This window comes from Paraburkholderia sp. Ac-20342 (genome assembly GCF_017104985.1).
GTDB lineage: Bacteria > Pseudomonadota > Gammaproteobacteria > Burkholderiales > Burkholderiaceae > Paraburkholderia.
This window is the reverse complement of the sequence record NZ_JAAGPQ010000052.1, coordinates 1-26,713: the sequence shown is the minus strand read 5'-3', so window position 1 is coordinate 26,713 and position 26,713 is coordinate 1. Positions and strand designations below refer to the sequence as shown.

At 62.6% G+C, this 26,713-nt stretch carries 20 protein-coding genes and 1 pseudogene; 9 read left to right on the top strand and 12 right to left on the bottom strand.

What is annotated here, in order from left to right:
• Window positions 1–2: 2 nt before the first annotated feature.
• From G3N58_RS21155 to G3N58_RS21125, 7 genes are all read right to left on the bottom strand, one after another.
• Window positions 3–839, bottom strand: a complete 837-nt coding sequence (locus G3N58_RS21155) for an ABC transporter permease (protein WP_206000113.1) — start codon at window positions 837–839, stop codon at window positions 3–5.
• Complete coding sequence (locus G3N58_RS21150; RefSeq protein ID WP_206000112.1) at window positions 836–1,702, bottom strand: ABC transporter ATP-binding protein; 867 nt, start codon at window positions 1,700–1,702, stop codon at window positions 836–838. The genes G3N58_RS21155 and G3N58_RS21150 overlap by 4 nt, the downstream gene beginning before the upstream one ends.
• Complete coding sequence (locus G3N58_RS21145) at window positions 1,699–3,360, bottom strand: thiamine pyrophosphate-dependent enzyme (RefSeq protein WP_206000111.1); 1,662 nt, start codon at window positions 3,358–3,360, stop codon at window positions 1,699–1,701. The genes G3N58_RS21150 and G3N58_RS21145 overlap by 4 nt, the downstream gene beginning before the upstream one ends.
• Window positions 3,361–3,381: 21 nt before the next feature.
• Entirely contained in the window at window positions 3,382–4,377 is a 996-nt protein-coding gene (locus G3N58_RS21140) for an ABC transporter substrate-binding protein (RefSeq protein WP_206000110.1), read from the bottom strand.
• Window positions 4,378–4,471: 94 nt separating this feature from the next.
• Window positions 4,472–5,482 (bottom strand): Ldh family oxidoreductase, encoded by a 1,011-nt coding sequence (locus G3N58_RS21135; protein WP_206000109.1) that lies wholly within the window; start codon window positions 5,480–5,482, stop codon window positions 4,472–4,474.
• Between the two features lie 2 nt (window positions 5,483–5,484).
• Window positions 5,485–6,567, bottom strand: a complete 1,083-nt coding sequence (locus G3N58_RS21130) for a membrane dipeptidase (protein WP_206000108.1) — start codon at window positions 6,565–6,567, stop codon at window positions 5,485–5,487.
• Complete coding sequence (locus G3N58_RS21125) at window positions 6,564–8,006, bottom strand: aldehyde dehydrogenase family protein (RefSeq protein WP_206000139.1); 1,443 nt, start codon at window positions 8,004–8,006, stop codon at window positions 6,564–6,566. The genes G3N58_RS21130 and G3N58_RS21125 overlap by 4 nt, the downstream gene beginning before the upstream one ends.
• 114 nt (window positions 8,007–8,120) lie before the next feature.
• Here G3N58_RS21125 and G3N58_RS21120 point away from each other — a divergent pair, with 114 nt between their 5' ends.
• Window positions 8,121–9,014 carry a LysR family transcriptional regulator gene (locus tag G3N58_RS21120; RefSeq protein WP_206000107.1) on the top strand — a complete coding sequence of 298 codons (894 nt, stop codon included), beginning with the start codon at window positions 8,121–8,123 and terminating at the stop codon, window positions 9,012–9,014.
• Between the two features lie 60 nt (window positions 9,015–9,074).
• Here G3N58_RS21120 and hutG read toward each other — a convergent pair whose 3' ends face one another.
• Both hutG and G3N58_RS21110 read right to left on the bottom strand, forming a co-directional pair.
• Window positions 9,075–9,890, bottom strand: coding sequence for an N-formylglutamate deformylase (gene hutG, locus G3N58_RS21115; RefSeq protein ID WP_206000106.1), 816 nt, complete (start codon window positions 9,888–9,890; stop codon window positions 9,075–9,077).
• A gap of 23 nt (window positions 9,891–9,913) precedes the next feature.
• The gene (locus tag G3N58_RS21110; RefSeq protein ID WP_206000105.1) at window positions 9,914–10,879 is read right to left on the bottom strand and encodes a LysR family transcriptional regulator; all 966 of its coding nucleotides are present in this window, start codon (window positions 10,877–10,879) and stop codon (window positions 9,914–9,916) included.
• Between the two features lie 173 nt (window positions 10,880–11,052).
• Between G3N58_RS21110 and G3N58_RS21105 the strand changes: the two genes are divergently transcribed.
• The 8 genes from G3N58_RS21105 to G3N58_RS21070 all read left to right on the top strand — a co-directional run bounded on the left by G3N58_RS21105 (window position 11,053) and on the right by G3N58_RS21070 (window position 20,008).
• Complete coding sequence (locus tag G3N58_RS21105; protein ID WP_206000104.1) at window positions 11,053–12,237, top strand: FAD-binding oxidoreductase; 1,185 nt, start codon at window positions 11,053–11,055, stop codon at window positions 12,235–12,237.
• 51 nt (window positions 12,238–12,288) lie between these two features.
• Window positions 12,289–13,062, top strand: coding sequence for an electron transfer flavoprotein subunit beta/FixA family protein (locus G3N58_RS21100; protein ID WP_206000138.1), 774 nt, complete (start codon window positions 12,289–12,291; stop codon window positions 13,060–13,062).
• Window positions 13,059–13,994, top strand: a complete 936-nt coding sequence (locus G3N58_RS21095; protein ID WP_206000103.1) for an FAD-binding protein — start codon at window positions 13,059–13,061, stop codon at window positions 13,992–13,994. Before G3N58_RS21100 ends, G3N58_RS21095 begins: the two co-directional genes overlap by 4 nt.
• Window positions 13,991–14,599 carry a HutD family protein gene (locus tag G3N58_RS21090; RefSeq protein ID WP_206000102.1) on the top strand — a complete coding sequence of 203 codons (609 nt, stop codon included), beginning with the start codon at window positions 13,991–13,993 and terminating at the stop codon, window positions 14,597–14,599. Before G3N58_RS21095 ends, G3N58_RS21090 begins: the two co-directional genes overlap by 4 nt.
• A gap of 15 nt (window positions 14,600–14,614) precedes the next feature.
• On the top strand, window positions 14,615–16,276 hold the full coding sequence (locus tag G3N58_RS21085; RefSeq protein WP_206000101.1) for an electron transfer flavoprotein-ubiquinone oxidoreductase: 1,662 nt from the start codon (window positions 14,615–14,617) through the stop codon (window positions 16,274–16,276).
• 255 nt (window positions 16,277–16,531) lie between these two features.
• The gene (locus tag G3N58_RS21080; RefSeq protein ID WP_206000100.1) at window positions 16,532–18,271 is read left to right on the top strand and encodes a site-specific integrase; all 1,740 of its coding nucleotides are present in this window, start codon (window positions 16,532–16,534) and stop codon (window positions 18,269–18,271) included.
• Between the two features lie 398 nt (window positions 18,272–18,669).
• The gene (locus G3N58_RS34645) at window positions 18,670–19,509 is read left to right on the top strand and encodes an abortive infection family protein (RefSeq protein WP_346778283.1); all 840 of its coding nucleotides are present in this window, start codon (window positions 18,670–18,672) and stop codon (window positions 19,507–19,509) included.
• A 28-nt stretch (window positions 19,510–19,537) separates the two neighbouring features.
• On the top strand, window positions 19,538–20,008 hold the full coding sequence (locus tag G3N58_RS21070; protein WP_206000099.1) for a hypothetical protein: 471 nt from the start codon (window positions 19,538–19,540) through the stop codon (window positions 20,006–20,008).
• A 437-nt stretch (window positions 20,009–20,445) separates the two neighbouring features.
• Here G3N58_RS21070 and G3N58_RS21065 read toward each other — a convergent pair whose 3' ends face one another.
• The 3 genes and pseudogenes from G3N58_RS21065 to G3N58_RS21055 form a co-directional block, all read right to left on the bottom strand.
• Entirely contained in the window at window positions 20,446–21,984 is a 1,539-nt protein-coding gene (locus G3N58_RS21065; protein ID WP_206000097.1) for a hypothetical protein, read from the bottom strand.
• 79 nt (window positions 21,985–22,063) lie between these two features.
• Window positions 22,064–23,153 (bottom strand): annotated as a pseudogene (locus tag G3N58_RS21060) (IS30 family transposase).
• Window positions 23,154–23,527: 374 nt separating this feature from the next.
• Window positions 23,528–26,599, bottom strand: a complete 3,072-nt coding sequence (locus G3N58_RS21055) for a hypothetical protein (RefSeq protein WP_206000095.1) — start codon at window positions 26,597–26,599, stop codon at window positions 23,528–23,530.
• Between the last annotated feature and the right edge of the window lie 114 nt (window positions 26,600–26,713).

Here is a 26,713-nt window from a genome sequence, read left to right as displayed (position 1 = left end):
CGTCACATCCCGAACGCGCCGCCGAGTTCCGCCGCGCGCGCGATGCGCGCCGAGCGGTTCCAGCGCGCCATCAGCAGTTCGAGCAGGCCGACCGCGTAGAACAGCACGATGCCCATCACGGTCAGCACGACCACGCACGCGAACACGAGCGGCGCGTCGAAATTGCCGGTCGCGAGCATCATGTAATAGCCGAGCCCCGAGCGTCCGCCGACGAACTCGCCGACCACCGCGCCGACCACGGCCAGCGCGATCGCCACCTTGAAGCCGGCGATCATGCTCGGCACCGCATGCGGAAAACGCACCTTGCTGAACACGGTCAGCTTCGTTGCGCCCATCGAGCGCATCAGCTTCAGCGTGTCGCGATCGACCGAGGCGAGACCGCTGACCGTATTCACGACCACCGGAAAAAACGCGATCAGGAACGCGACGATGATCTTCGGCAGGATTCCATAACCGAGCGCGACGAGCAGGATCGGCGCGAGCGCAACCTTCGGCACCGACTGCGACGCGATCAGGATTGGATAGACGATCCGGTCGAACACGCGCGAGTACACGATCAGCGCCGCGAGCGGCACGCCGATCGCGATGCTAAGTCCGAAGCCGGCCAGCGTTTCGAGCAGCGTGACCCAGGTGTGCGTCAACAGATTCGCGCGATGCTCGATCAGCGAGACCCAGATGCTGCTCGGCGGCGGCAGCAGATACGAGGGCACGTGGCCGATGTCGACCGCCGCTTCCCACGCGGCGATGATCACGATCAGGACCGCGAGCACCGGAAAGCGGGCCCACAGCGAGCCGAGCGAGCGGCGCAGCGCGCCATCGGATGCGGAACTCTGGTTCATCGACGACGCTCCTCTTTCAATACGCCCATCCGTTCGAAGGTACGGCGAATGTGCCGCGTATAGCGCGTGAATTCCGCCTCGTCGCGCATGTCGACGTGGCGCTCGCCGTCCAGTTCGATCGGCACGATTTCCTCGATGCGTCCCGGTCGCGGCGACATCACGACGACGCGATTCGACAGGAACACGGCCTCGCTGATCGAATGCGTGATGAACAGCACGGTCTTGCCCTGCTCGCGCGAGAGCTGATGGAAGTCGAGGCACATCTGGTCGCGCGTCATCGCATCGAGCGCGCCGAACGGCTCGTCCATCAGCAGCACGTCGGGATCGTGCACGAGGCCGCGCACGATCGCCGCGCGCTGGTTCATGCCACCCGACAGTTCATCCGGGAAACGGTCGATGAAATCGCCGAGCCCGACCCGCTGCAGCAGTTGCCGCGCGCGCGGCAGATACTCGGCGCGATCGAGCTTGCGCACTTCGATCTGCAGCAGCACGTTGCTGAGGATCGTGCGCCACGGCAGCAGCAGGTGCTGCTGGAACACCACGCCGAGCTCATGCACCGGCCCCGTGACGGGCTTGCCGAACACGTCAATGCGGCCGTCGCTGACCGGCATCAGGCCCGCGATCATATTGAGCAGCGTGCTCTTGCCGCAGCCGCTCGGACCGACGATCGACACAAACTCACCGCGCCCGATCGTCAGCGACGCATCGCTGACGGCCTGCACGTCACCGCGTTTCGAGCCGAAGCGCTTGGACACCTGATCGACGCAGATCGCGACCTCCCGCGTCTGAGGCGCGGCCGCGCGTTGCCCCGGCACCAGTTCGAGCGGTCGCCGCCCGTCATCGATTTTCAGCGGCTGACTCATGATGCACGCTCGTCCGCCCACGGCGCGAGCCGATCCGGGCTGTAAAGAATGTTGATCAGGGCGGGGCCGTCGTGCGCGAGCGCGCGGCCGAACGCATCGGCGAATTCGGCATTGGTACGCGCGGTGAAACCACGCGCGCCCATCGATTCGGCCAGCATCGCGAAATCGATCGAACCGAGTTCCGTTGCCACGGTGCGGCCCGGAAACTCGCGCTTCTGGTGCATCGTGATCGTGCCGTAGTTGCTGTTGTTGAACACGAGCGCGACGAAGCCCTTCAGACGCAGCCGCACCGCCGTTTCGAGTTCGCTCATCGTCATCGCGAAGCCGCCGTCGCCGGCGAATGCAACCGCTGGCGCATCGGGCCGCGCGAGCTTGGCGCCGATCGCCGCCGGCAGCGCGTAGCCCATGCCGCCCGCGGTCGGCGCGAACAGCGTGCGCGGCTGGTTCCAGCGGTAGTAGCGCATGAGCCAGCCGCCGAAGGTTCCGGCGTCGCTCGCGATGCTCGCGTGCTCGGGCAGCAGCCGCAGGATGTCGTGATACACGCCTTCGAGACTGATCATCTGCTGCGGCGCACCGGCGTCGAAGGCGCGCGGCGTCGTGCGTTGCACGTAACGCGCCCTGAGCGGCGCGATTGCGTCGATGCGGGCCGCGGCGCTTGCGCTCGCACCCGCGCCGTCGAGCGCCGCGCTCAAGGCACGCGTGGCCGCGCGCGCTTCGGCGACGATCGCGACATCGGCACCGGCCCAGCCGCCACCGGTATCCTCGGCGGACAGATCGATATGAATCAGCCGCTGACCGGCGACGGGCCAGCTATACGACTTCGTCGTGTATTCGCCGAGCCGCGTGCCGATCGCGACGATCACGTCGGCTTCCAGCAAAGGCGCGGCGAGATCGGCCGGCAAGACCGGCATCGGCCCGAGATACTGCGGATGGTTATTCGGAAACGCGTCGAAACGTCTCCAGCCCGTAAACACCGCGGCGCCGGCTTTCTCCGCCAGCGCGACCACGTCGGCGCTCGCGCCACCGCGCGTCACACCGCCGCCAACCACGATGCAGGGCCGCTTCGCCGCGCGCAGCAGCGCGGCGGCCGCCTCGATACCATCGGGCGACGGCGCCGCCGGATACGCGATGGCCGCCGCGCGCGCCGGCGCCGACACCGCCCGATCGCGGTCGACATCTTCCGGCAGGCTCACGACCACCGGACCGGGCCGGCCGCTGCGCGCCACGTGAAACGCCTTCTGCATGAGCTCGGCGGCGCGGTCGCCACGGCCGATTTCGAGCGCCCACTTCGCCATCGGCCGTGCATACGCGACCACGTCCATTTCCTGGAACGCCTCGCGATAACGCACGTCGGACGGCACCTGGCCGACCAGCGCGACGAGCGGCGTCGAGTCCTGCTGCGCCGTGTGCAGCGCGATGGCCAGATGCGTGAGACCCGGTCCGCGCGTCACCATGCATACACCGGTCTTGCCGGTCGCCTTGGCCCATGCGTCGGCCATCAGACCCGCGCCTTCCTCGTGACGCGTCGCGATCAGGCGCGGCGACTCGCTGCCGTGAAACGCATCCATCACGGCGAGATAGCTTTCGCCGGGTACGCAGAACACATGATCGACCTGCTCTGCGGCGACGGCCTCGTAGATTGCCTGTGCGGTACTCATTGTTTCGTTATCCCTCTATGCCTATTGCGCGATGAACTGATTGGTGTAGTAAGCAGCCGGTGCTTTCGGATCGTGGACGCCCGCGTATTTCGCCAGCACGTCGAGCATCTTTTTCCAGTCGCCCTCGTCGGTCCAGCCGATCGGATGAGCTGCGGTCGCGGCCGTATGCAATTGCTCGGCCAGCGCGATCTTGAGGCCGCCCTGCACGAACTCGCGGCTCAGGTCCGGATACAGCTTCAGGCTTGCATCGACGGCGGCTTGCGGATCCTTCACCGCCGCTTCCCAGCCCTTGCGGCTCGCATCGACGAATTTGCGCACGAGGTCCGGATGCTTCTGCAGCATGTCGTCGCTGGCGATCAGTCCGGTGCCGTAGGCAACCACGCCGTATTTCGCGTATGGCATGTACTTCGCGTCGGGCATGCGGCTGCGGATACGCAGCAGGTCGCCGGTCGCGAAGCCGGTCAGATACGCGCCGTTGGTCTTCAGAAACATCGGCACGCGCGCGTTCGAATCGACGATCTGCAACTGCACGTCGTCGGTATTCATGCCCGCGCTCGCGAGCGCCGGACTCAGCATGCGCAGATCGGCGGTGCCCGAACTGGAGATCACGGCCTTGTGCTGCAACTGCTTGAGGTCGCCGGTGAAGCCCGCGTTGGCGCGATAGATGAGCCCCATGGTCCCCGTTTGCGTATAGACGGAGACGAGCTTCACGCCGATGTTCTGCGCGGTCACGGCGAGCACGACGATCGACGCATCGGCAAGACCGAAGTCGTCGGCGCCGGAGGCCACCGTCTGCACGGTCGTGCCCGAGCCCTGACCCTGCTGGATCGACACATCCAGCCCGGCCTGCTTGTAGTAGCCGTTCTGCACCGCCAGCGCGAACGGCGCGACGTAGCCGTTGAACTTGTAGTCGGTGCGCAGCACGATTTTCTGCAACGGCTGCGCGAAAGCCGGCGCGCCGGCCGCCGCGGCCACGCACAGCGCGGCGGCGGTGAACGCGCGGATCAGTCGGGTCATGCGAAACGTGGTACGAAACATCGGTCCCCCTTGTCAATCTTCGTTGATGAACTGAAGCCGGCGCAGCCGGCATGACCTCTCAGGCGCTACCCGCCTATGCCGCCAGCGCCGCCACCGCCTCGTGCACGGCCGCGTTGACGGCGATCGGCTCATCGCGATGACGCGTGCGCGCCGCGCGCCGCCGGGTCCCCGGCAGACGTGCGCCGGGCGCGGCCGCGAACGCCTTCATGACCGCTTGCAGCGTGGTGTCGAACGCGCCGCCCGAGGTCGCGCCCGGCTCGATCGCGATAAAGAACTGACCGGTGCGCGGCGGGCCGCCCGCCGTGCCCGAAAACGGCGACGCTGAAACGCCCGGTGTCGCGCCGGCGAGGCAGGCGGCGAACATCTCGACCATCAGCGCATTGCCGACGCCCTTGTAGCCGCCGGCCGGCGCCATCGAACCGCCGTCGAGCGCGGCGTCGGCGCTGTTGGTAGGCCGGCCGTCGCGATCGAGCGCCCAGCCGTCGGGCAGCGGCCGCTGCTCGCGGCGATGACGGACCACCTCGCTTTTCGCCACCGTCGACGAACTCTGATCGATCACGAAATGCACCCCGCCGTCGCCGTCGGGTACCGCGAGCGACCAGGGGTTGGTGCCGAGTACCGGCGTCGCGCTGCCCCACGGCGCGATCGACGCGGGCGCATTGGTGAAGCCGAGCGCGACGAGCCCTTCGCTCGCAAGCGCTTCCGTGTGATAGGCGAGCACACCGCAGTTGTACGAATTCGTCACCGCCATCACCGCGGCGCCAAGCTGCTTCGCGAGCGGCACCAGTGCGGCGAAGCCAAGCCGGATCGGCAGATGCGCGAAGCCTGCGTCCGCGTCGACACGCACGACGCTGCCGTGCGTGCTCACGCGCGGCGCGGCGCCGGCATTGACCTTGCCGCAACGCAGATGCTCGCAATAGATCGGCACGTAGGCGAGACCGTGCGAGGCGATGCCGTCCGCTTCGGCCGCGGCCACCGAGACCGCGAGCGCATCGGCCTGCTCCGCGCGGGCGCCTGCGTTCAACAGCGCACGCCGTGTGAGCGCTTCGACGTCGGCCGTCAGCAATGCGATTTCCGTGCTCATGCTCATACTCCGTCCGCGCCGCCGAACAGCGGCTTGCCATCGTTCCGCTCGTCACGCGCGGCCGGCGTGCCTGGAGCCGGCGCGTGTCCACTCAACGCGTCGTGCAGAAAACGATGCCAGTTCTCGCCGAGAATGCCGTCGATCTCAGCCGCGTCGAAACCGATGCGTTCGAGGCCGCCGCGCACCTGGCCGAAGTCCAGATTCGAGCGGAACCAGTCGGGCTGCGGCGGAAAGCCGCCCGTCACGTCCTCGTCGGTTTCCACATGTTTCCAGCGGCCCTCGCGCATCCAGGCCAGCACGCTCGGCGGCTGCTCCTGGCACAGATCGGAACCGATGCCGATCCGCGCGGGGCCGATCCGTTCGGCGAGCCCGGCCACCATGCGCGCGAAGTCGTCGAGCGTCGTATGCGAGCCGTGGATCATATGACCGGGATAGAGCGACAGCCCGAGCATGCCGCCCGACTGCGCGAGCGCGTCGAGCACCGGGTCCGAGATGTTGCGATGGGTATTGCGCCACGCGTACGGATTCGCATGGCTCACGACAACCGGCCGTGCCGAATACTCGATCGCATCGAGAATCGAGCGCTCGGCCGCATGCGACATATCGATGATCATGCCGAGCCGGTTCATCTCGCGCACCACCTCGCGTCCCATGTTCGTGAGGCCGCTGTCGTTGCGTTCGGTCCAGCCCGTGCACAGCAGCGACTGGTTGTTGTAGGCGAGTTGCATGAAGCGGATGCCGAGCCGGTGCAGCATTTCGACGAGGCCGATGTCCGCTTCGATCGACGACGGATTCTGCAGCCCGAACAGGATCGCGGTGCGGCCGCTGTCGATGACCGCATCCATCTCCTCGCCCGAGCCCGCGAAGCCGATCAGATCGCCATGCAGACGCAGCCGCCGGTTCCAGTCGACCAGCAAATCGACGGTGTCGCGAAAGTTCTCGTGATAGGCGACGGTCACGTGCACGGCGCACACGCCGCCGTCGCGCATCTGCTCGAATACCTTGCGGGACCAGCGCGCGAACTGCATGCCGTCGATGACGATCCGCTTCGCGGAGTGGACAGTGCCGGTAACGGTACGGCTCATGCAGCCTCCCCTGCGTGCGTGTACGAAGTCTTGACCGTGGTGTAGAACTCGACCGCATAGCGGCCCTGCTCGCGCGGCCCGTAACTCGATTGCCGGGTGCCGCCGAACGGCACGTGATAATCGGTCCCGGCCGTGGCCAGATTGACCATCACGCAGCCCGAGCGCGAGCGCGCGCGAAACGCGGAGGCACGTGCGAGCGAACGCGTGACGATGCCCGCAGTCAGTCCGAACGGCGTGCCGTTGGCGACCTCGATCGCTTCGTCGAAATCGTCGACGCGCAGCACGCAGGCGATCGGCGCGAACATTTCCTCCTGATTGATGCGCATATCGTTGCGCGTGCCGGCGAATACGGCCGGCTCCATGTAATAGCCGGGCGTCGCGCGTTCGACGCGCGCGCCGCCGCACAGCCGTTCGGCGCCCTCGCGCGAGGCCAGTTCGACGTAGGCCAGATTCGCGTCGAGCTGTTCCGCGCTGACCACCGGACCGATCTGCGTGCCCGCTTCGAGCGCATGGCCGACCTTCAGTTCGCGCGTGCGCGCCACGAGCTTCTCGACGAACTGGTCGTGCACACCGCGATGCACGACGAGCCGCGACGACGCGGTGCATTTTTGTCCAGTGCCGCCGAACGCGCCGTTGATCGCGAGCGAGACCGCGAGATCGAGATCGGCGTCGTCCATCACGACGAGCGCGTTTTTCGAGCCCATTTCCATCTGCACGCGCGTGAGATTGCTCACCGCCGCGGCGGCCACACCGCGCCCGACTTCGAGCGAGCCCGTAAACGTGACGGCCGCCACGCGCGCATCCTCGACGAGCCGCTGACCGATCTGCCGGCCGCTGCCCATCACGAGGCTCATGAGCCCTTTCGGAATCGCCTGACGCGCGATGATTTCGGTCAGCGCCACCGCGCTCGCCGGCGTCAGGTTGGCCGGCTTCCATACGACCGCGTTGCCGAACGCGAGGGCCGGCGCGATCTTCCAGCTCGCGGTCGCGATCGGAAAATTCCACGGCGAAATCACCGCCACCACGCCGACCGGTTCGCGGCGCACGTCGACCTCGACACCGGTGCGCACCGAGGCGATCGAATCGCCCGGCTGACGCAGCACTTCGCCGCCGAACCACGTGAAGAACTGCCCGGCGCGATAGACCTCGCCGACGCCTTCGGCGAGCGGCTTGCCTTCTTCACGCGACAGCAGTTCGCCCAGTTCCTTCGAGCGCTCCATCAGTTCGCGCCCGATCGCATCGAGCACCGCGGCGCGCGCCTCCAGCCCCTGGCCGGCCCACGCGCGTTGCGCCGCCAGTGCCGCGTCGAGCGTGCTGTCGAGCTGCTGCGCGTCCGCCTGCGCATATCGGCCGATCACGTCGTGGGTATCGGACGGGTTCAGATTCTCGATGGCGTCCGCGGCGACCCGCCATTCGCCCGCTATCAGATTCGATTTGATTTCCGTTCTCCGCACATGAAATGTTGTCCATGACGGTTATAAGACGGCGTCAATTTGTTTCAGTCAATTCTAATAAACTATACTTTTGTTCAGATTTTCTGAAACGAGGCCGAGATGACGAATCTTGCGCAGTTCCGGGTGCTGGTGGCCGTCGCCGAAACAGGCGGTATTCGCGCCGCCGCCGACCGCATTCACCGCACGCCGTCGGCGGTATCGATGACGCTCAAGCAGCTCGAAGACGAGTTCGGCGGAGCGCTGTTCGAGGGCGAGCGCAAGACGCGCCTGACGCGTTTCGGCGAGTTCGTGGTCGATCACGCGCGCGATCTGCTGGAGCACAGCGACCGCGTGAGCCGTTCGATCAACTCGTTCATGCACAACGGCGCGGGCAGCATCGAGATCGCCGTGTTGCCGTCGATCACGCTGACCTTCCTGCCGAACGCGCTGCGCACTTTTCGCGGCGACCGCAACGCCGCGGTCGTGCGCGTGCGCGATCTGGACTCGCACGCGATCATCGAGGCCGTGAGCCGCGAAGTGATCGACTGGGGAATTGCGAGCTATCACCGGCTGCCCGATATCGACGCGCAGCCGCTGTTCTCGGAGCCACTGTCGCTGGTCGTGCGCACCGACGACCCGCTGTGCGAGATGAACGGCCCGATTCCATGGGAGGCGCTGCGCGACAGGCCGTTCATCGGCAATGGGATTTGCGACGGTATCGATACGCCCGCGTTTCTCGCGATCAGCGAGCGCCAGATCATGCATGCGCGCAGCACGCTGTCGCTGCTGTCGATCGTGCGCGAAGGGATCGGCATCACGGTGCTGCCGAGCCTGACGCGCATCGGCGGCGTGGACGGCCTGCGCTTCCTGCCGATCGACGACCCGAACGCGCGGCGCAACGTGTCGCTGCTGTCGCGCGCGGATCGCAACATGTCGCCGGCCGCGCGGCGTTTCGCGACGATCATGCAGGAGCTGATCGCCGTGCACGCGTGCGAGTACGGGCTCGATATTTGAGGGCCGGGGGATGGCCCTGTCGCTTCGATGGGGCTACACCCGTTACGCCCGTTACACCCGTTACGCCCGCTCCACCGGCATCGCGAGTTTCACCACCGCATCGAGCGCCCCGGCCACCATGCGGCGCAGCGTCGGCTGAACGCTTTCGGCTCGCTCGGGCAGATAAGCAAACGGCGCGGCTTCGTCCATGTAGGTGGACTGGCACATCTCGAGCTGGATCGCGTGAATGCCGCGCTCCGGCGCGCCGAAGTGACGCGTGATGTAGCCGCCCTTGAAGCGCCCGTTCGCGATCCACGTGAATTCACCCGATGCCGCGCCGGCTTCGGCCGCGGCCTGCACCGACGTTGCGGCAGTGCGGCCGTCCTGGGTGCCCAGGTTCAGATCGGGCAACCTGCTCTCGAATAGCCTCGGCAGCACGCTCGCGATCGAATGCGCCTCCCACAGCAGCACATTCGGATGGAGCGCGCGAAGCCGTTCGATCTCCGCGGCGAGCGCTGCGTGATAGGGACGCCAGTAGCGCTCCACACGCCGCTGCTTTGCCGCCGCATCGGGTTCGCAACCGGGCCGGTACACCGGCTCGCCGCGAAACGTCTCGCCCGGGCACAGCCCGGTCGTGGTCTGCCCCGGGTACAGGCTTTCGTCGTTGGGCGGCCGGTTCAGATCGATCACGTAGCGCGACACCCGCGCGCCGAGCACGGTCGCGCCCAGCTCGCGCACGAACGCGTACAGCCGGTCGAGATGCCAGTCGGTGTCGGCGAGCGTCAAGGCCGCATCGGAGTACCGCGAACGCAGCTCGTCCGGAATCCGCGTGCCGAGGTGCGGGATGGAAACCAGCAAGGGCGCGTCGCCGCGTTCGAGCGTGTACAGCTCAGTCATCGTCAAACTCCTGTCGTCAAGTATCAGCGCAGCGCGTCGTCCGGCAAGCGCGGAAGCGCCTGCGCGAGAGCCGGGTGAATCGAATGGTCGAGGACCGAGCGGGTGAGCGCGACGATCTCGGCCGCAAACTCATCCCACGCGCCCTCGCGGTACAGCAGGAAAAAATCGCGCCGCGCGAGCCGGCTGGCCGGCAGCGGCAATACCGCGATGTCCTTCAGGTAGTGCCGCGCCTGCCACAGGCACAGCGGCGTCGAAATCGCAAAGCCGAGGCGCGCGGTCACGAGCGACAGCAGCGGATCGGTCGCGTCGAATTCATAGCGTCTCGGACTTTCGATACCCAGATGCCGCGCAAAGCGCTCGATCTGCTGGCCGATCACCGAGCGCGCCGTATAGCGGATCAACGGCAGTTCGAGCGCGAGCGTGCGCCAGTCGACGTCGCGCCGGCCACGCAGATGGCTTTTCGCGACGACCGCCACGAAGGCCTCGGAAAACAGCGGCACTTCGACGATCCGCGCGTCGTCGAGCGTCGTTTGCGTGCACACGGCGAGATCGAGTTCGCGCTCGTGCAACTGGCGGCTGAGACCCGGCGTGAGGCCGGACCACAGCGAGATCTGCCGTGGCGTGCCGGAGACTGCCCGGATCAGCTCGGGCCCCACCGTCGCCGCGAATGAATCGACGCAGCCGAGCCGCACCGGCAGCTTGCCGGCCTGGGTCGCATCGCCGAGACGCGCGCTGACTGTCAGCGCGTGCTCCATCAGCGGGCCTGCCAGTTCCAGCAGCGCGCGGCCCGCTGCATTGGGCCGCGGCGGCCGGCTGTCGCGGTCGAACAGTTCGGCGCCCTGATCGCGCTCCAGCGCCGCGATGGCCTGGCTGATCGCGCTCTGCGTGACGCCGAGCTGCTTCGCCGCGCCCGTCATCGAGCCGGTCTCGCAAGCGGCGATAAACGCCTGCAGCGCGCGCAGATCGATCGGTGCCGGATTCCGTTTCATTGCCTCGCCCTTCCGTTCTGTTGCGTTCTCTTGCCCGCCATCCTGCACGCGTCTGCGCGCGGCATCGATTGCATGAGCATCAATGGGGGACCGTCATTAGTTTAGCTAATACAAAATTGCCGGCGCTGCCCCGCTGCCTACAATCCGCCCACTGCTATTCCCGGAGGGCTCCCATGAGCCACTATGATTTTGTCGTCATCGGCGCGGGCGTGATCGGCGCGTCGGTTGCTCATCACCTTGCCTCGCTCGGCGCGCAAAGCGTGCTCGTGCTCGAACAGGGCACCATCGGCGCCGGCACCACCTCGCAATCGTCGGGCCTGCTGCGCACGCACTACTCGGTGCGGCAGAACGTCGAACTGGCGCGCGCGTCGTGGTCGGCGTTCAACCATTTCGCGGAGTACGTCGGCGACGAAGAAGCCTCGTGCGGACTCGTGAAATGCGGCTACATGATCTGCGCGCCCGAAGGCGACAAACTGGCGCCGCTCTCCGCGTCGCTGCGCGCGCAACAGGACATGGGCATCGAAGTCCAGTTGCTGTCGCGCGACGAAGCGCGCGAGCGCATGCCGATCGCCCAGTTCGACGACGCCGCGCTGATCGGCTATGAACCCGAGGCCGGCTTCGCCGACGCCTACCTGGTCGCGACCAGCTTCGCGCGCTCCGCGCGCCGGCACGGCGTGAAGATCATGGAGAACACGCGCGTGACCGGTCTCGTGCGTGAAGGCCGCAAAATCGTGGGCGTCGAAACCAGCGCCGGCACGTTCGGCTGCGGCGCGCTCATCAGCACTCAGAACATCTGGACGCCGGAACTCGCCGGCTGGATCGGCGTGCCGCTGCCGGTCAAGCCGGAGCGCCACACCGTGCTCGCGCTCGAATGCGAGGCGCGCTACACGTTTGCGATGCCGGCCTTCAAGGATCTCGGCTCGCCGGGCATGCTCTATTACCGCAGCTACGGCGGCAGCCAGATGCTGGTGTCCGAAGGCGTGGTCGGCGAAACCCTCAATGCCCCCGAAACAGAACAGGGCGATATCTCGCTCGACTACGTCGCAGAAGTCGGCGCACAGGTGGCCGAGCGTTTCCCCGCCTACGAAACGGCCGGCCTCGCGTCGTCGTGGACCGGCGTCTACGACGTCACGCCCGACTGGAACCCGGTGCTCGGCCCGGTCGCCGATATCGAAGGCCTGAGCGTCGGCTTCGGCTTCTCGGGACATGGCTTCAAGCTCTCGCCCGGTGTCGGCAAGCTGCTCGCGCAACATGCGCTGGGCCTCGCCACCGATGTCTCGCTCGAACCGTACGCGCTGAGCCGCTTCGAAAGCGGCGCGCTGCTGGTCGGCAAATATGGCTCGGGCGCAGTGTCCTGACGCGGTGTCCTGACCAGGCCGCCGGCCGGCTACGGAGAACAACACATGGCTATCAACATTCTGGTCCCCATCAAACGCGTGGTGGACCCCAACGTGCGCGTGCGCGTCAACGCGGCGGGCGTGATCGATACGACAGGGTTGAAGATGTCGATCAATCCATTCGACGAATGCGCGCTGGAGAAGGCCTTGCAACTGCGCGAGGCCGGTGTCGCCGGGCAGGTGACGGTGCTCACTTGCGGCCCGGCTGCGTGCCAGGACGTGCTGCGCACCGCGCTCGCAATGGGCGCTGACGACGCGGTGCTGATCGACACCGCCGATGCGACGCCCCTGCTCGATTCATACGGCGTTGCACGTCTGCTGCAAGCCTATATGGCCACGCGGGAATACGGCCTCGTGCTGTGCGGCAAACAGGCGATCGACGACGATATCGGCGGCGTCGCCGCGATGCTGGCCGGTCTGCTGGACTGGCCGCAGGCGCTCGACGCAAGCGCGCTCGAAATCAGCGCCGACGGCTGGCAGGCGAGCTGCGGCGACGACAGCGGCACGGCAAGCTGGGCGTTGAGCGGCCCGTCGGTGGTCAGCGCCGATCTGCGGCTCGCCGAACCGCGTCGCGTAAGCTTGCCGAATATCGTCAAGGCGAAGCAGAAGCCGCTCGCCGTGCTCGACTATCGCACGCTCGGCGTCGAACTTGCGCCGCTCGTGAAAACCGATGCGTTGAGTGAACCGCCCGTGCGAGAAGCGGGCATTCGGGTTAGCAGCGTTGCCGCGCTGATCGACGCGCTGGCCGCGCACGAGGTCTTCAACAACAGCGAGGTGGCCGCATGAGAACTCTGGTTATTGCGGAAGCCGATGGTGATCGACTTGCGGACGCGGTGTTGCGCATCGTCACGGCCGCCGCGCAACGCGGCTTGCCGGTCGATATGCTCGTGCCCGATACGAATCTCGCCGCTCACGCAGCCCAGGTTGCCGGTATTTCGCGTGTGCTGGTAGCGCCGGGTGTCGCGGACCCGACGCCTGAAACGCTCGCACTGCGGCTTGCCGCGCTCGCACCCGGGTACTCGCTGATCGCCGCAGCCCATCGCACGCTCGGACGTGGCGCGCTGCCCCGCGCCGCCGCGCGCGCGGGCGGCGCTTTCCTGTCCGACCTGACCGCCGTAGCCGGTGCGAACCAGTTCGTGCGCGGACTCTACGCGGGCAGCGTGCTGTCGACGGTCACGGCGACAGCGGCCATTACGTTCGCGACGTTTCGCGCGTCGTCGTGGCCCGCGGCTCATGCCGTCGATGCGAAGGAAGCAACGGCCGAGACCGTCGCCCTGCCCGCGCTGGACAGTTTCGCGAAGACGCGCCTCATCGCGCGGCATACCGCCGCCCAGTCCGGCCAGGATCTGAGCTCGGCGCGGGTTGTCGTCTCGGGTGGCCGGGGGCTCGGCTCGAAGGACAACATGGAGCGGCTCGAACGGTTCGCCACGCGCATCGGCGCCGCGCTCGGCGCGTCGCGCGCGGCCGTCGATGCGGGCTACGTCTCGAACGCCGCGCAGGTGGGACAGACCGGCAAGATCGTCGCGCCCGACGTCTACTTCGCGTTCGGCATCTCCGGCGCGATCCAGCATCTTGCCGGCATGAAGGATTCGAAAACGATCGTGGCCATCAACAAGGATGCCGATGCACCGATTTTTTCCGTGGCGGATATCGGCCTTGTCGGTGATCTGTTCGAAGTGCTCGGCGAACTGGAACGGCACGCCGGAGCGGCCCGATGAAAAGCGCGGCGGCATGCGCGCCATCAGCGCAGTTCTTCGAATGCCTCGCGTTGCCGCCGCAGCCGTGGGCCAACGGCAATGGCATCACGCGCACAATTGCGCGCGGCGGTATCAGTGATGGGCCTGAAGATGATGTCCACTGGCGCGTGAGCCTCGCGACGCTGAGCACGTCTGCCGATTTCTCGCGCTTCGCCGGCTTCGACCGCACCTTGCTGCTCGTCGACGAAGGCACGGTCAACCTGCACTCGCAGGATGGCCAGCTCGTGGCGCGGCGCGGTCAGCCTGTGCATTTCTCGGGCGATCTTCAGATTTGGAGCACGCTGTCGACGCAGCCCGTCAATGTGCTCAACGTCATGACCCGGCGCAACGCGTGCCGTGCTTCGGTCAGCGTGCTTTCTCACGCGACGGCCATCGCGGTCGCGCCCGTTCAGTTGCTGATCGCGCTATCGGGACAATGGACCGCGCGCGGCGCCTCGCTCGACACTTTTGCGCTCGGTCCGCTTCAGGGCCTAGTGATCGAAGGCGGCAGCGAGTTCATCGAAGTCACTGCTGACGGCGCCGGCGCGCAACTGGTCTCGATCGACATCGCGTCGCTTTCTCTTTAACGCACGTATTGAAACATGCTTATTTCTGAATATGGTCCGCGCGAGTCGATGGAATACGACGTGGTGATCGTCGGTGGCGGCCCGGCTGGCCTGTCGGCGGCGATCCGCCTGAAACAGCTCGCCGCCGACAAGGGCGTCGAGCTTGGCGTGTGCGTACTCGAAAAAGGCTCGGAGATCGGGGCACATATCCTGTCGGGCGCGGTCATGGACCCGCGCGCGATCACCGAACTGTTCCCCGACTGGAAAGACAAAGGCGCGCCTTTGAACGTCGAGGTGAGCGAAGACCGCTTCCTGTTCCTCTCGGAAACCGGCGCGAAGAGCGTGCCGAACTGGGCGCTGCCCGACAATTTCAAAAATCACGGCAACTACGTGATCAGTCTCGCGAACGTCACGCGCTGGCTTGGGCAACAGGCCGAAGCGCTCGGCGTCGAGATCTTCCCGGGCTTTCCGGCGGCCGAGGTGCTCTATAACGACGACGGCTCGGTCAAGGGTGTTGCGACCGGCAACCTCGGTATCGGCAAGGACGGCGAGCCGACCGAAAACTTCCAGCTCGGCATGGAACTGCACGCGAAGTACACGCTGTTCTGCGAAGGCGCGCGCGGCCATCTCGGGCGACAACTCAACGACAGATTCAGGCTGCGCGAAGGCGCCGATCCGCAGGTCTACGGCATCGGCATCAAGGAACTGTGGGAGATCGATCCGGCGAAACACAAACCGGGCCTCGTCATGCATACGGCCGGCTGGCCGCTTGAAAACGACACCTACGGTGGTTCGTTCCTCTATCACCTCGACAACAATCAGGTGGTGGTGGGCTTCGTGGTTGGCCTGGGTTATACGAATCCGTACCTGTCGCCGTTCGAGGAATTCCAGCGTTACAAGACCCATCCTGCGATCCGTGCGATTCTCGAAGGCGGCAAGCGCGTGTCGTACGGCGCGCGTGCTATCACCGCGGGCGGCCTGATGTCGCTGCCGAAACTGGTGTTCCCCGGCGGCGCGCTGGTTGGCGACGATGCGGGCTTCCTCAACGTATCGCGCATCAAGGGTTCGCACGCGGCGATCAAGACTGGCATGCTCGCGGCCGACGCCGCATTCGAGGCCGTGCAGGCAGGACGCACGAGCGATGAGCTGACCGCCTACCCGGAGTCGTTCAAAACGTCATGGCTCTATAACGAGCTGTATCGCGCGCGCAATTTCAAGCAGTGGATGAGCAAGGGCCTGTACCTCGGCACGCTGATGGTCGGGCTCGAACAGAAGGTGTTGGGCGGCAATGTCCCGTGGACGCTGCATCACCAGCATTCCGATCACGAGATGCTGAAGCCGGCCTCGCAGTGCAAGCCGATCAACTATCCGAAGCCGGACGGCAAGCTCACATTCGACCGGCTCTCTTCGGTGTTCATCTCGAACACGAACCATGAAGAGAATCAGCCCGCGCACCTGACGCTGAAAGACCCGTCGGTGCCGGTCAATGTGAACTGGCAGACCTATGCAGGACCTGAATCACGCTACTGCCCGGCGGCGGTGTACGAATTCGTGAAGAACGAAGACGGCAACGAGCGGCTCGTGATCAACGCGCAGAACTGCGTGCACTGCAAGACCTGCGATATCAAGGATCCGACGCAGAACATCGTGTGGGTCACGCCGGAAGGCGGCGGCGGTCCGAACTATCCGAACATGTAGCAAAAGCGGCTATCACCTCTCGGGGTGGCATATCTGGAAGCATCCGGTTCTCGGCTCTTCGCCCCAGCATCAGCCAAGAACCCGCAACCTGGCTCCAGTCCCATGGTCTTAAGTCCAGCGAGCCGGCGCTTGAGATGGCATTCAATGCCAAGCAATTTTGGGAAGGCACTTCAATGCAAAATGTGTTTCCAAGTGTCACTATTAAGATAACTATTCTTATCATAAGGTGTCGATTTTCGCGTTAAACTCGCACACATGAGAACGCGTCACACTTCAATCCCCGCACTTCCCGCACCCACGCTCGCAAGCCTGCCGAACGCCGACGAACTCGCCGTGCTGCGCGCGTGGTATGCCGGCCTGCCGGCGCGGCAGGCGGTGGCGCGCTACCTGCCCGCGGCGCTGGGTGACGGTAAATCCGCGCGTGGCGTCCTTGGGAAAATCCGCCGCAAACTGCTGGCCGTTGCGCAGTCCCTTCATCGCGCCGATCTCGCCGCCCTGCTCGATCATCCGGCCGACGAACGCGAACAGCACGCGAAGACCGTCGCGCACGTGATCGAGGTCCTGCGCTCCGCACGCCCCGCCGAGCCGCAGATCGCCGACGACATCGCGCAGTGGCTTTCCCCGCGCGTGGTGCGCGTGCTGCGCGAATACGGCATCGCGACGCTGGCTGACCTGACCGTGCGGGTTCCGCGCCGGCGTCAATGGTGGAAAGCGGTACCCGGTCTCGGCGCGGCGGGTGCGCGCGCGATCGAGACGTTTTTCGCCGCGTGGCCCGCGCTCACCGAAAAGGCGCGCACGCTGGTGGTGTCGAGTCGGCACAGCGACATCGTGCCGTGGGAAACCCTGAAGCTCCCACACGAGGTCGACGGCACCAGCGGCACCTTCCGTGCGCCGGTCGCGACCTGCACGCTGGACGCGTCGAACGACTATGAGGCGGTGCAGACGTGGCTCGCGTTGCAGGAGTCGCCTGCGACCCGCCGTACTTACCGCAAGGAGGCCGAGCGCCTGATCCTGTGGGCGATCGTCGAGCGCCACCGCGCGCTGTCGTCGCTGACAACCGAAGACGCGATCGCCTACCGCGCGTTTCTCCGACATCCGTCGCCGCGCGCACGCTGGACCGGTCCGGTGCGACCGCGGACGTCACCTGACTGGCGGCCGTTCAACGGCAACCTGTCGGACCGCTCGGCCGCGCATGCCCTGTCCATCCTCGGCGCCCTGTTCCGCTGGCTGATCGAGCAGCGCTACGTGCTCGCCAATCCGTTCGCGGGCGTGAAGGTACGGGGTAGCAAAGGTGCCGCCACGCTCGATGCGTCGCATGCGTTCACCGAAGGCGAATGGGCGCTCGTGCGGACCATCGCCGATGGCCTCGAGTTTCCGGCTGCGACAACGGCCGGCGCACCGGGAGCCGGCTGGAGCAAGGCGGCCGCGCAGCGTCTGCGCTTCCTGCTGGATTTCGGCTATGCGACTGGCCTGCGTGCAAGCGAACTGGTCGGTGCGACGCTCAGGGACGTGAGAAACGATGCTCGGGGCGATCACTGGCTGCATGTCACCGGCAAGGGCAACAAGGTTGCGATGGTCGCGCTGCCGCCGCTCGCGTGGGAGGCGCTGTCGCGCTATCTGGCCGAACGGGGATTGCCGGTTTCCGCGGCGCAATGGCGTCCACAAACGCCGGTCATCGGGAGCCTCGAGACCGACAGTGACGTGGCGATCAGCAGCGTGCGGCTGTGGGGCGTGCTCAAACGGTTTTTTCTGCTGGCGGCGGATGATATCGAAGCCGACCACCCGCCCCTCGCGGCCAAGCTGCGCATTGCCAGCACGCACTGGATGCGACACACACACGCCACTCACGCACTCGCCCACGGCGCCGAACTGACGACGGTGCGGGACAACCTGCGGCATGCATCCGTCTCCACCACGTCGATCTATCTGCATAGTGATGAAGTGAAACGGGCGCGGCAGATCGGGGAGGCTTTCGCCAGTGAAAAACGTCGATAGTCAGGCGTCGTCCGCATCGACCACGCCGGGCGTCGTTGCGGTGCGGCAGTCGTTCAGCCTTGCCACCACTATGACAGATCATCGGCCATAACGGACATCGGGATAGGGTTGCTGCTGCGCCAGCAATTTGACCGACTGCAGCCGTTGGCCTAGTTTAACAGCTGAATGAAGCTTTCTAGAGCGGCGAATTCCCCCTTCTCACTGAGCAACCTATCGCTAAAAAAGCCCACAACCGTCATTTAGCGAGTCTCACCCTCATTACAAAAGTATTTCGTTGATACGCAGGTTATAGTGCTTGTAATAAATCCGATCACTGGCCTGAATCAGCGATTCTGCGCGATCTGCTCGAACAGCTTCCCGGTCCAGTGAATTCATACTTTGGACGTATGGAGGAACGTGTGGGTAACAAGATTCCTAACTCGGTCATCGGCGCAGTCGCCTCCGTAATTGCTGCCTACTATTACAGTCATTCCACGCTGAACTCCCTGTTCATGGAAAGCGGAGCCCCGGGCGAGGTGCCTGAAGGAAACTGCGAGACGAAGTGTTCGCTATGGCTCAAGAGATGCAATGAAGAAGGGTCGGTGGACGGTTTGGCAGTCCTCGGTCAAGTTATCCAGAAGTTTATGGATCAAGAGCCTAACGGATGGCGTCCAGAGATCGCTGAAGGTCAAAAACGAATACGTGAAAGTCTCGCTAAAAATCAACTCACATATCAAGTAAACGGATATGTTGGGCTCGCGGGGGCGAGTCTAGCAGCAAAGACTCTCTCCGATTTTCTCCGCGCTGGTGATTTCGTCTCCGTCGAGGCAGAGTTTGCTCGGGCAATCGGGCAGCTTGAACGGGATCCCCAAGCTGCTATCACTGCCGCCTGTTCAATCATTGAGGCAACATGCAAGACCTACATCGAGACATTCGGCCTTGAAATGCCTGCCAACCAAACGGTGACACCCCTTTGGCGCATGGTGCAGAGCCACTTGGGCCTCAATTTAGACCCAACACTGCGAGACGATCAAAAGAGAATTCTTCAAGGGCTTGCATCAATAGTTGACGGAGTTGGTGCGTATCGGACTCATATCGGCTCAGCTCATGGTCGAGGAGTGAGGCCGCCTTCGCTGGAGGTTTCAGAAGCTCGCCTCGCGGTCAATGCATCATACTCCTTGGTCATTTTCATCATGGAGCGTTGGCACTCCGTGCAGACACCCACGCCTTTGCAGCGGACTGCCTTCGGCAGTCGATGATCACGACGTTATGCCTCGGAGAAAAGCTATGCAGCATGACAACGTCACAGGATCACTGACACAAAAGGCTTTCCAATTCTTCTTTTGGTTCGCACGCTTTGAAGCAGCACTTAAGGAATCCGGTTTTTTAAAAAATGAAACCGAAGGTGCGGCAGCCGAGCCAAGCTGGCAGCACTTTGTCGACTCTCATGCAGGAAGATATGCGCTGACCGAGTCTGGCAAAAAGCTGATTGGATTGTCCCCAGAGCGCCAAGTGGTTGGAAATGGCAAGGAACTCTCTTGGCGCCCCGTGGGCATCAACGATTGCAGAACAGATCTTTGCAAGGTCGTTCGCATGCTCAAGACAGTACGGAACAATGTATTTCATGGAGGCAAGAGCGGCGGGGCTGGTTGGGATCAGCCCAGCCGAACCGAAGAGTTGCTGGACGCAGCAACTTCTGAACTTCACGCTCTGGCCAAACTTGCAGGGTTAGAAGCGGATCTTTGGCAAATATACTAGAGCGGGTCAACGGAAACAAAGGCCGTCAGCCACCAAGACAAGGTAGTAAAAGCAGAGGAACATGATGTCCAACTTCTCGAGCGAAACAAAATGAGACGGCAGGCTACCTGCGCACCGCGCAGACTGCAGATCAACGCCGCTATTCGTCAGGTGAGAAGCCACATTGCCGACTTTTAATCCTGTTGGCCTGATGTCGAAAAAACCGAGATACGCTCGCACGGCGTACGACAGCGGTCGGCCGAGAGGGAATGGACACCGCCCTCCCTCCGGGGAAGTGGGTGCGATAGAGGGCCCCCGGAACCGAACGGCATCAATGTGCAAAAGTGAAGTTGCGACACAGCCACTTGAGGAGCGGACGCCCCAGATGAATGCTACGACTTACGGACTGGATGTTGCAAAGTGGGTGGGCGCGAGACTCAACGCCGCAGTTATCCAATCTAGACCGCCGTTGTAGTCCACCAACCCTCCGTCTGCCCGGCCATGCCCGCCCAAGCTTGCATCTCGGGGAAAATCTCGTTCCAACTGTTTTCGAGCAGACGTCGGCGGATGATGTTTTCGTCCGGAAAGAGCGTCTGAGCCAACATACTGAGTTTAAAATGTCGATGCTCACTGAGAGTGCCGGCGGAGCAGAAACGCTTGACACCTAGACGGGCAATATCCTGTCCGGCTATTTCGAACTCGCCAATAGATGTAATGAAAAATGGCATCGTTTCGGTTAAGTTTGAAGGAAGTTCAGCTTCTTCCAGTCGCTGCCTCACACATTCGTTGAGGAGATCGAATACCTGCGGGGCGAACAAATACCAGTCCTCGTAAGTTACGACGAAGGGATAGATAGGTAGCTCGTTGGGAATCCATTTCGAGTATCCATTGATCGCATCATCGATGTTCCCATATAGCTGGACGACGGCTTCAGCAAGCTCATCAAGTGATTTCTCAAGCGCTGATCCGTCCACCATTTCCTTGGCCCCTTGCTTCATCCGTCGCGTCTTGGATTCGATAAATATGTTTCCCGTGGCGTCGCTTACGATCGCATCCACGCCATGCCGCTTATTTCCGGAAACTTCGTAGGGCTGCTCGCCCGAGACGGAGAACCGCTCCAAATCGAAAATCTCCGATAGGACACGCAGTACGTAACGCTCGAAAGCTCGTCCATACTCATTGCCAAACTCGATCCCGAGTTGGCTTTTCCCCTTGCCGAGATCATAGAAAAGTCCTTCGGTGACACGCCGAAGTAGAAATTCAGGGAAAGGATGCCAGTAGATCTGTGTCTGATGATCGTCCAGGTTGATCAGAGGAGTAGCTTCCATCGGGTTCCATGTGAACGCCCAGCCCTCATCGTCACGCTGCAATGCTTCGATATTTCGACGAATTTCAGTCAACGTTGTACCAGTCATCTTGAAGAACTTGTCGCGCGCATCGTGTGTTACGCCGAACGCCGAGTAATCCTGTGCCGTGCTGGTAACCACCTTTTTCTTCCCCGCGCCAGCGATGCCCATCGCTAGAAAAAACATCTCTCTCACCGAGATACCCGTTACCCGCTCAAAGATAGGCGCCAACTCGGGATCGCTGTAGATATGAAACGCTCGGAACATACGGCCCTCGTCTTGCGGGTATTGCCAGCGAGCCTGCTGATGGATCAGTGTATGCAACGCGCGCATCGCGTCGTCACCAGAGCTGATCGTGCGCTCCGAGATCCCTTCGCTGATCCGCCGAATGTGGTTGATCATCTGAAAGAGACCCTGAGGCGTAGCGAGCGTATTTTCGTCTCCTGCCGCGTGCAACAATATTTCACGGGTCAGAAGATGAAGCTCCCACACATGGATCTCGAAGACTGGGCCGCCAGCTCTCGTCCGAAGGTTTAACATCCCCGATTCGTCCACATGCAACTGGCATTGCCATATGCACTCCAACGCGGGCCGTAACGCCATTTTTCGGAGTTGATTCCTGAATGGCTTGTACAGATCGTAGATCTTCATCGTGCGCGAACGCCCCCGGGATTGATGATGACCTCCTATCATACAAGCCTTGCAAGAGAGAAAATGAGCAACTGCGGATTCAACCGCTCGTTGCAACACCTAGCGTTTCTGCCAGCCTTTCGACAGGGCTCGTAAATTGCAGAGTCTGAGGGGGCGACCGTTCAGGCGTGCGGCAACCCTGTTCAGCTCGGCCTCTGAACAGCCACCCAAGGGCATGCCCTTGGGGAAATACTGGCGGAAAAGGCCATTCGTGTTCTCGTTACTGCCTCGCTGCCATGCACTTCGTGGATCGCAGAAATACGTCTGCACGTCCGTGGATATCGTGAGGGTCCTGCGATTCGCCACCTCGGTGCCGCAGTGCCATGTCAGCGACCGGCGCAGTTCCGCCGGCAGTCGGTTCACCTGTTTTATTAGTGCCGACACCACGCTTGTCGTGCCCTTGCCTGCCACCTTGGCCAGCATTACAAAGCGCGAGTGCCGTTCCACCAGGGTGGCAATGTAGGTGTTGTCCGAGCGGTCAGCAGATCACCTTTGCAATGGCTGGGCAACGCGCGGTCTTCCGCTTCGGCCGGGCGTTCACTGATCGAGACGGCCTGGCGTATCCTGGCTCGGCCCTGGCTTTCCGGAGAGGTGCTCCTCGCCTGACGAGAGTGGGCGACGAGTTCCTTTATAAGGGCGCGCCGTGCCTGGATAAACAGGCTTCGGTAAATCGTTTCATGAGATATCTGCATGCTCCTGTTGACCTGGAACTCGCGCTGCAGCCATCCCGCCATCTGCACAGGAGTCAATTGTAGTTTGAGCTTGGCCGCGACGAGCCTGTGCAGCCGGCAATTGTGCGCCAGTGCACGAGCCTTCGGTCGCCGTGCCCGCGCCCACGCGGTGGCAACAGCCTCATGAGCCTGATACCGGCGACTGCCGCCATCGCGCGCGACCTCCCGCGTGATGGCGGACGTCGAGCGCCCCAGTTGCAATGCAATCTGGCGCATCGAGGTGCCGACGACCAGCTTTCGCGATATCTCCTTACGTTTGGCAAGTGTCAGCGAACACGCAGATCTTGTGCGGGCGCCCGGCGATATCCCGCCGGTCTTGCTGATAATCCGATAGTCCCCTCTGGGATGACGTCCGAGCATACGCGGGATAGCACTCAGCCACTCGCCTGCGCGCCACATCGTCCAGATCCCGCCCTTCTGCTGCGCATTCAACCAATGCTTCCTCTGTCGTTCCCTAGTGCTCCACTCTCCGATTCCGTACCGGAACAGACGTGTTGCAACGACCAACTGACTCAATCATGTCTTTCGCTGAAGTCTAAAAATCAGCCGGAGTTGGCGTATTGACTACAAAAGGGCTACCTCTTAAATAGTAAACACATCACGCAAATGTCCCGCACCGAGTGCCGCTTCGGTCTATGCGCCCTCGGCGCTTATGCCCGTAAGTTGTCGCGGGCGAGTCGTCGCTTCCGGTTGCGGGTTCGTGCATTGGGTCGCACCGTATCGAGCGAAACTATTCCGTGCCATCTACTCACGGGCTCCGTCCTGGCTAAAACTTACTGCCGTGCCCGGAGACGCAAATATTCATGCCATATTTCAGCGTTGTCATCAAGCAACGAATCGCTATATATTTGTCCCAATAGTCCTCTCATGGCCTTCGTTGCAGCCGGCCATGCAGTCACCACTCGGGAGCTCAAAGACGCAAAGGCGCGAAACCCTTCAGTTACATCGTTCGTGCGACAGAGCAGGAGAGAAGCCTCAATGAGCTCCGTCAACGATGTTCCGCGTGGGTCAACGGTATTGAATTCAACCGGCGCTAAATTCTTTCGATGTTGGAAGGCAAACCGCTCCGCGAGTTGCACAATTTGGTTAGCGACCTTTTCCCGCAACTCCGTGGTGCCGTAAAAACTCACGCATCCAGCCAGCGCTCGGCAGCCAAAATACGGATACTCCAGTTGGCCGCTTAGTTCAATCATGTCCGCATGTTCAAGAAGAGCGGGAATCCTTTGCACAACCGCAGTTGACAATCCGATTCTGGACAACGCGTGAACGTGGATCCAACCAGTAGTCGAATTTGGATTGCTTTCAAGCAACTCCACAAGCGCGCCTTCAAACTGTCCGATAGACTCTGAAGTAACCAGTATCTGCCCCGGAAGGTCCGCATGGCTGAACTTCAGGAACGCCCCGGTCAGGTTGGAGGCGCTTTCACGGCTCACCAACATCCATGGGTTCACTGTTTCTGAAACACGCATCAAAGACGCTACCTGACTCCATTGCTCGGCCGATAGCACGTCGTGGCTAGCTCCAGAGCCGATGACGTAGTTCAGTCCGCAGTAGAGTAACCCAATACTCGTGTGAGCACTCGCGGAAGCAATGTCCTTTGCCATCGCCAATTGGCCAAGTGCTGCCTCAGGGGACAACGCTGTTTTGAACGCTCTGAAGCGTTCGGCAATCAGGCTGGCCGAGTCCGCCGTGTTGTTCAACAAAATCATAAGATTCGAAGCGTGCAGCCAAAATGCAACGATTCTTGCTGTGTCATCTACGCCTCGCCAATCGCTCATAGTCCGCGCATTAGCCTCGCTCCACGTCAGAAGCGCCCCCATCGCATCTCCCAAAACGTCCCACCTCTCAAGCACAAGAGATGCAATTTTTCCGTATGTCTCCGTGACAGGAGAGGCTTCGCTGTGGGGACGCAGCAGCGACAACGCATGAATAAAGTGAGTCGGTGACTTACCTGCAAAGCCCGACCAATTCATGAGAAGTGCCTGCTGCACTTCTAAGCCCGCACGCGAGAACTCATCACGAAACGCGAGGGGAAGCGGTATTGGAAGTGATGCCAAGCGAATGAAGCATTCTTGCAAGCCGAAGTCGCCAATAAGCGCTTGAGCTGCTAGCTCCCAACGCACGTTAAAAGAAGCGTCACTATCTTTTGTGAGTCTAAGATGATTCAAAACTTCATTCGGAGGCGGAACTCCGAAACTCGCCACAGGCAACCTTCCGTTGTCGAACAGTTTCTGCCGCAGAGTATCGCATCGGTGTCGAAGTGTGCTGCGCCTTGCCGTGTCCGCCGAAGCGAACCGTTGTTGAGCATCTGGCAGTCGCAGAATCTGGCTGATGATGTGCTCTCGTTCGGACACTCCGCACTCAAACCACTCCGGGTGTTGCCGTAGAACTGCCCCGAGTTCGTCGGGAGTCTTACTAAATATGCAAAAAGCTTCGTCATCGATTCGATACTCGTTACCTTCAGCGCGAAGTGAGAGACCTGCACCCAATCGGCGAAACTTTACTTTCGTTGCAGCGCCCTCAACCTGAGTGACCGACCGACCAAACTTGATTGCCTTTTCAACCGCTTGAAAAAAGGCCCCCCGCTCAATACTGACCGCCCCGACTGTCACCACCGAGACCGTCCGCGTCTTAAGTAGCGATCGCAGAGTCGAGTCCGATTCGAGCCGCTGGCGAATTTTCTCCGGAAACATGGCTAGTGCTTGCCGAAAGTATGCTGCCGTCGTGTCGCTCGCATGCGCAATTCCATCCTGGTCTACGGGGTCGAGCGACAGACCTTGGATAAGCATCGCAAGTTGCTCGTCGACCTTCTGGCAAAGATTGGTATCAGCATCAAGTCGACCCGCCACTGCGTCTTCGAGCCACAGAGCAAAGGCATTCTGACGCGTCTCTGACACGCCGGCAACCAGTTGAAATGCGGTGCAAATCGCAGAGCAGATTGTGACGGCAGCATATGTGCGCACCCCTTCCCGGTCGTTTCTTATGGAGGGGTGATTGCCGAGATGCCTTTCAACCCGCATAGATGACCAGAGCCACTCGGCCTTCGCCATCGCCTGCTCGTCGTCCAGCGCGCACGATTTCCAGACTGCAACAAGGCAATCATCAACCAGACGTCGAAGTGCGAGCAGTACCCACGTCTCGTCGGGGTGACCGACCAGGTTCGCTGGATAGTCACCTATCTTCAGGTGCTGCTCCAATATCACGATATGCGCAACGTACCGCCTCAAAGTGACGAGCTCGTCCGTCTCTCTCACGGCACCGTCGACAACTGGTGCTCCAAGAAGATGGAACATCACCTCATCCTTCTCGAGGGGCAGAAACATTGCTGCCGACCGGCGCAAGCGCAGCATTTTGTCGAAGTACTCGCTGTCCGAAAGCTGGCCGGAGCGACGTAGAACCCGGAGCACCTCGAAAACCCCGATCAGCGGAGCCACGCCTATGGTCGGATAGCCTGTCAGATGCCGGTCATCGCACACGAATACGGCATTTTTCTCGGGCGTACACTGCAACAGCTCAAGCATGCCCAATGCCGGCGTGATTTCCTCAATGAGTAACGATTCGTCCGATGGGGCGTCCGGGTCGTCATGCTCCTCAACTGTCGCATGAGCAATGAGCGATTTATAGTCTCCGGCAAGAAGACTCTCTGCTACGTGTCGTCGCAGCGCGTCGATTGAGTCAGCGCAACGCCTGCGGTACTCACCGAGTGCAAACTCTTCGCGACAAGAGTTCGCAAACTCGCTTTCGACCATAACGTTGTAGATGGAAAGAATAGCTTCGAGCGAACTCGCAGTGGCCACGATCTGAAGCGCGTTGGAGGGAAATATTAGCTTAGTGTTGATTTGCACGGAATCCTGACCCACCCTCGGCAGTAATTTGCATCGAATCTTGACCCACGTAGAACACTGACCTGCTCGGCAACGGGCGGGGGAACGGAGTGATCGACGTGGCTATATTGAGCA

What these genes read in the sequence shown, in the direction of transcription:
- G3N58_RS21155 (WP_206000113.1), bottom strand. Translation starts at nt 839, where the DNA reads ATGAACCAGAGTTCCGCATCCGATGGCGCGCTGCGCCGCTCGCTCGGC.
- G3N58_RS21150 (WP_206000112.1), bottom strand. Translation starts at nt 1,702, where the DNA reads ATGAGTCAGCCGCTGAAAATCGATGACGGGCGGCGACCGCTCGAACTG.
- G3N58_RS21145 (WP_206000111.1), bottom strand. Translation starts at nt 3,360, where the DNA reads ATGAGTACCGCACAGGCAATCTACGAGGCCGTCGCCGCAGAGCAGGTC.
- G3N58_RS21140 (WP_206000110.1), bottom strand. Translation starts at nt 4,377, where the DNA reads ATGACCCGACTGATCCGCGCGTTCACCGCCGCCGCGCTGTGCGTGGCC.
- G3N58_RS21135 (WP_206000109.1), bottom strand. Translation starts at nt 5,482, where the DNA reads ATGAGCACGGAAATCGCATTGCTGACGGCCGACGTCGAAGCGCTCACA.
- G3N58_RS21130 (WP_206000108.1), bottom strand. Translation starts at nt 6,567, where the DNA reads ATGAGCCGTACCGTTACCGGCACTGTCCACTCCGCGAAGCGGATCGTC.
- G3N58_RS21120 (WP_206000107.1), top strand. Translation starts at nt 8,121, where the DNA reads ATGACGAATCTTGCGCAGTTCCGGGTGCTGGTGGCCGTCGCCGAAACA.
- hutG (WP_206000106.1), bottom strand. Translation starts at nt 9,890, where the DNA reads ATGACTGAGCTGTACACGCTCGAACGCGGCGACGCGCCCTTGCTGGTT.
- G3N58_RS21110 (WP_206000105.1), bottom strand. Translation starts at nt 10,879, where the DNA reads ATGAAACGGAATCCGGCACCGATCGATCTGCGCGCGCTGCAGGCGTTT.
- G3N58_RS21105 (WP_206000104.1), top strand. Translation starts at nt 11,053, where the DNA reads ATGAGCCACTATGATTTTGTCGTCATCGGCGCGGGCGTGATCGGCGCG.
- G3N58_RS21095 (WP_206000103.1), top strand. Translation starts at nt 13,059, where the DNA reads ATGAGAACTCTGGTTATTGCGGAAGCCGATGGTGATCGACTTGCGGAC.
- G3N58_RS21090 (WP_206000102.1), top strand. Translation starts at nt 13,991, where the DNA reads ATGAAAAGCGCGGCGGCATGCGCGCCATCAGCGCAGTTCTTCGAATGC.
- G3N58_RS21085 (WP_206000101.1), top strand. Translation starts at nt 14,615, where the DNA reads ATGCTTATTTCTGAATATGGTCCGCGCGAGTCGATGGAATACGACGTG.
- G3N58_RS21080 (WP_206000100.1), top strand. Translation starts at nt 16,532, where the DNA reads ATGAGAACGCGTCACACTTCAATCCCCGCACTTCCCGCACCCACGCTC.
- G3N58_RS21070 (WP_206000099.1), top strand. Translation starts at nt 19,538, where the DNA reads ATGCAGCATGACAACGTCACAGGATCACTGACACAAAAGGCTTTCCAA.
- G3N58_RS21065 (WP_206000097.1), bottom strand. Translation starts at nt 21,984, where the DNA reads ATGAAGATCTACGATCTGTACAAGCCATTCAGGAATCAACTCCGAAAA.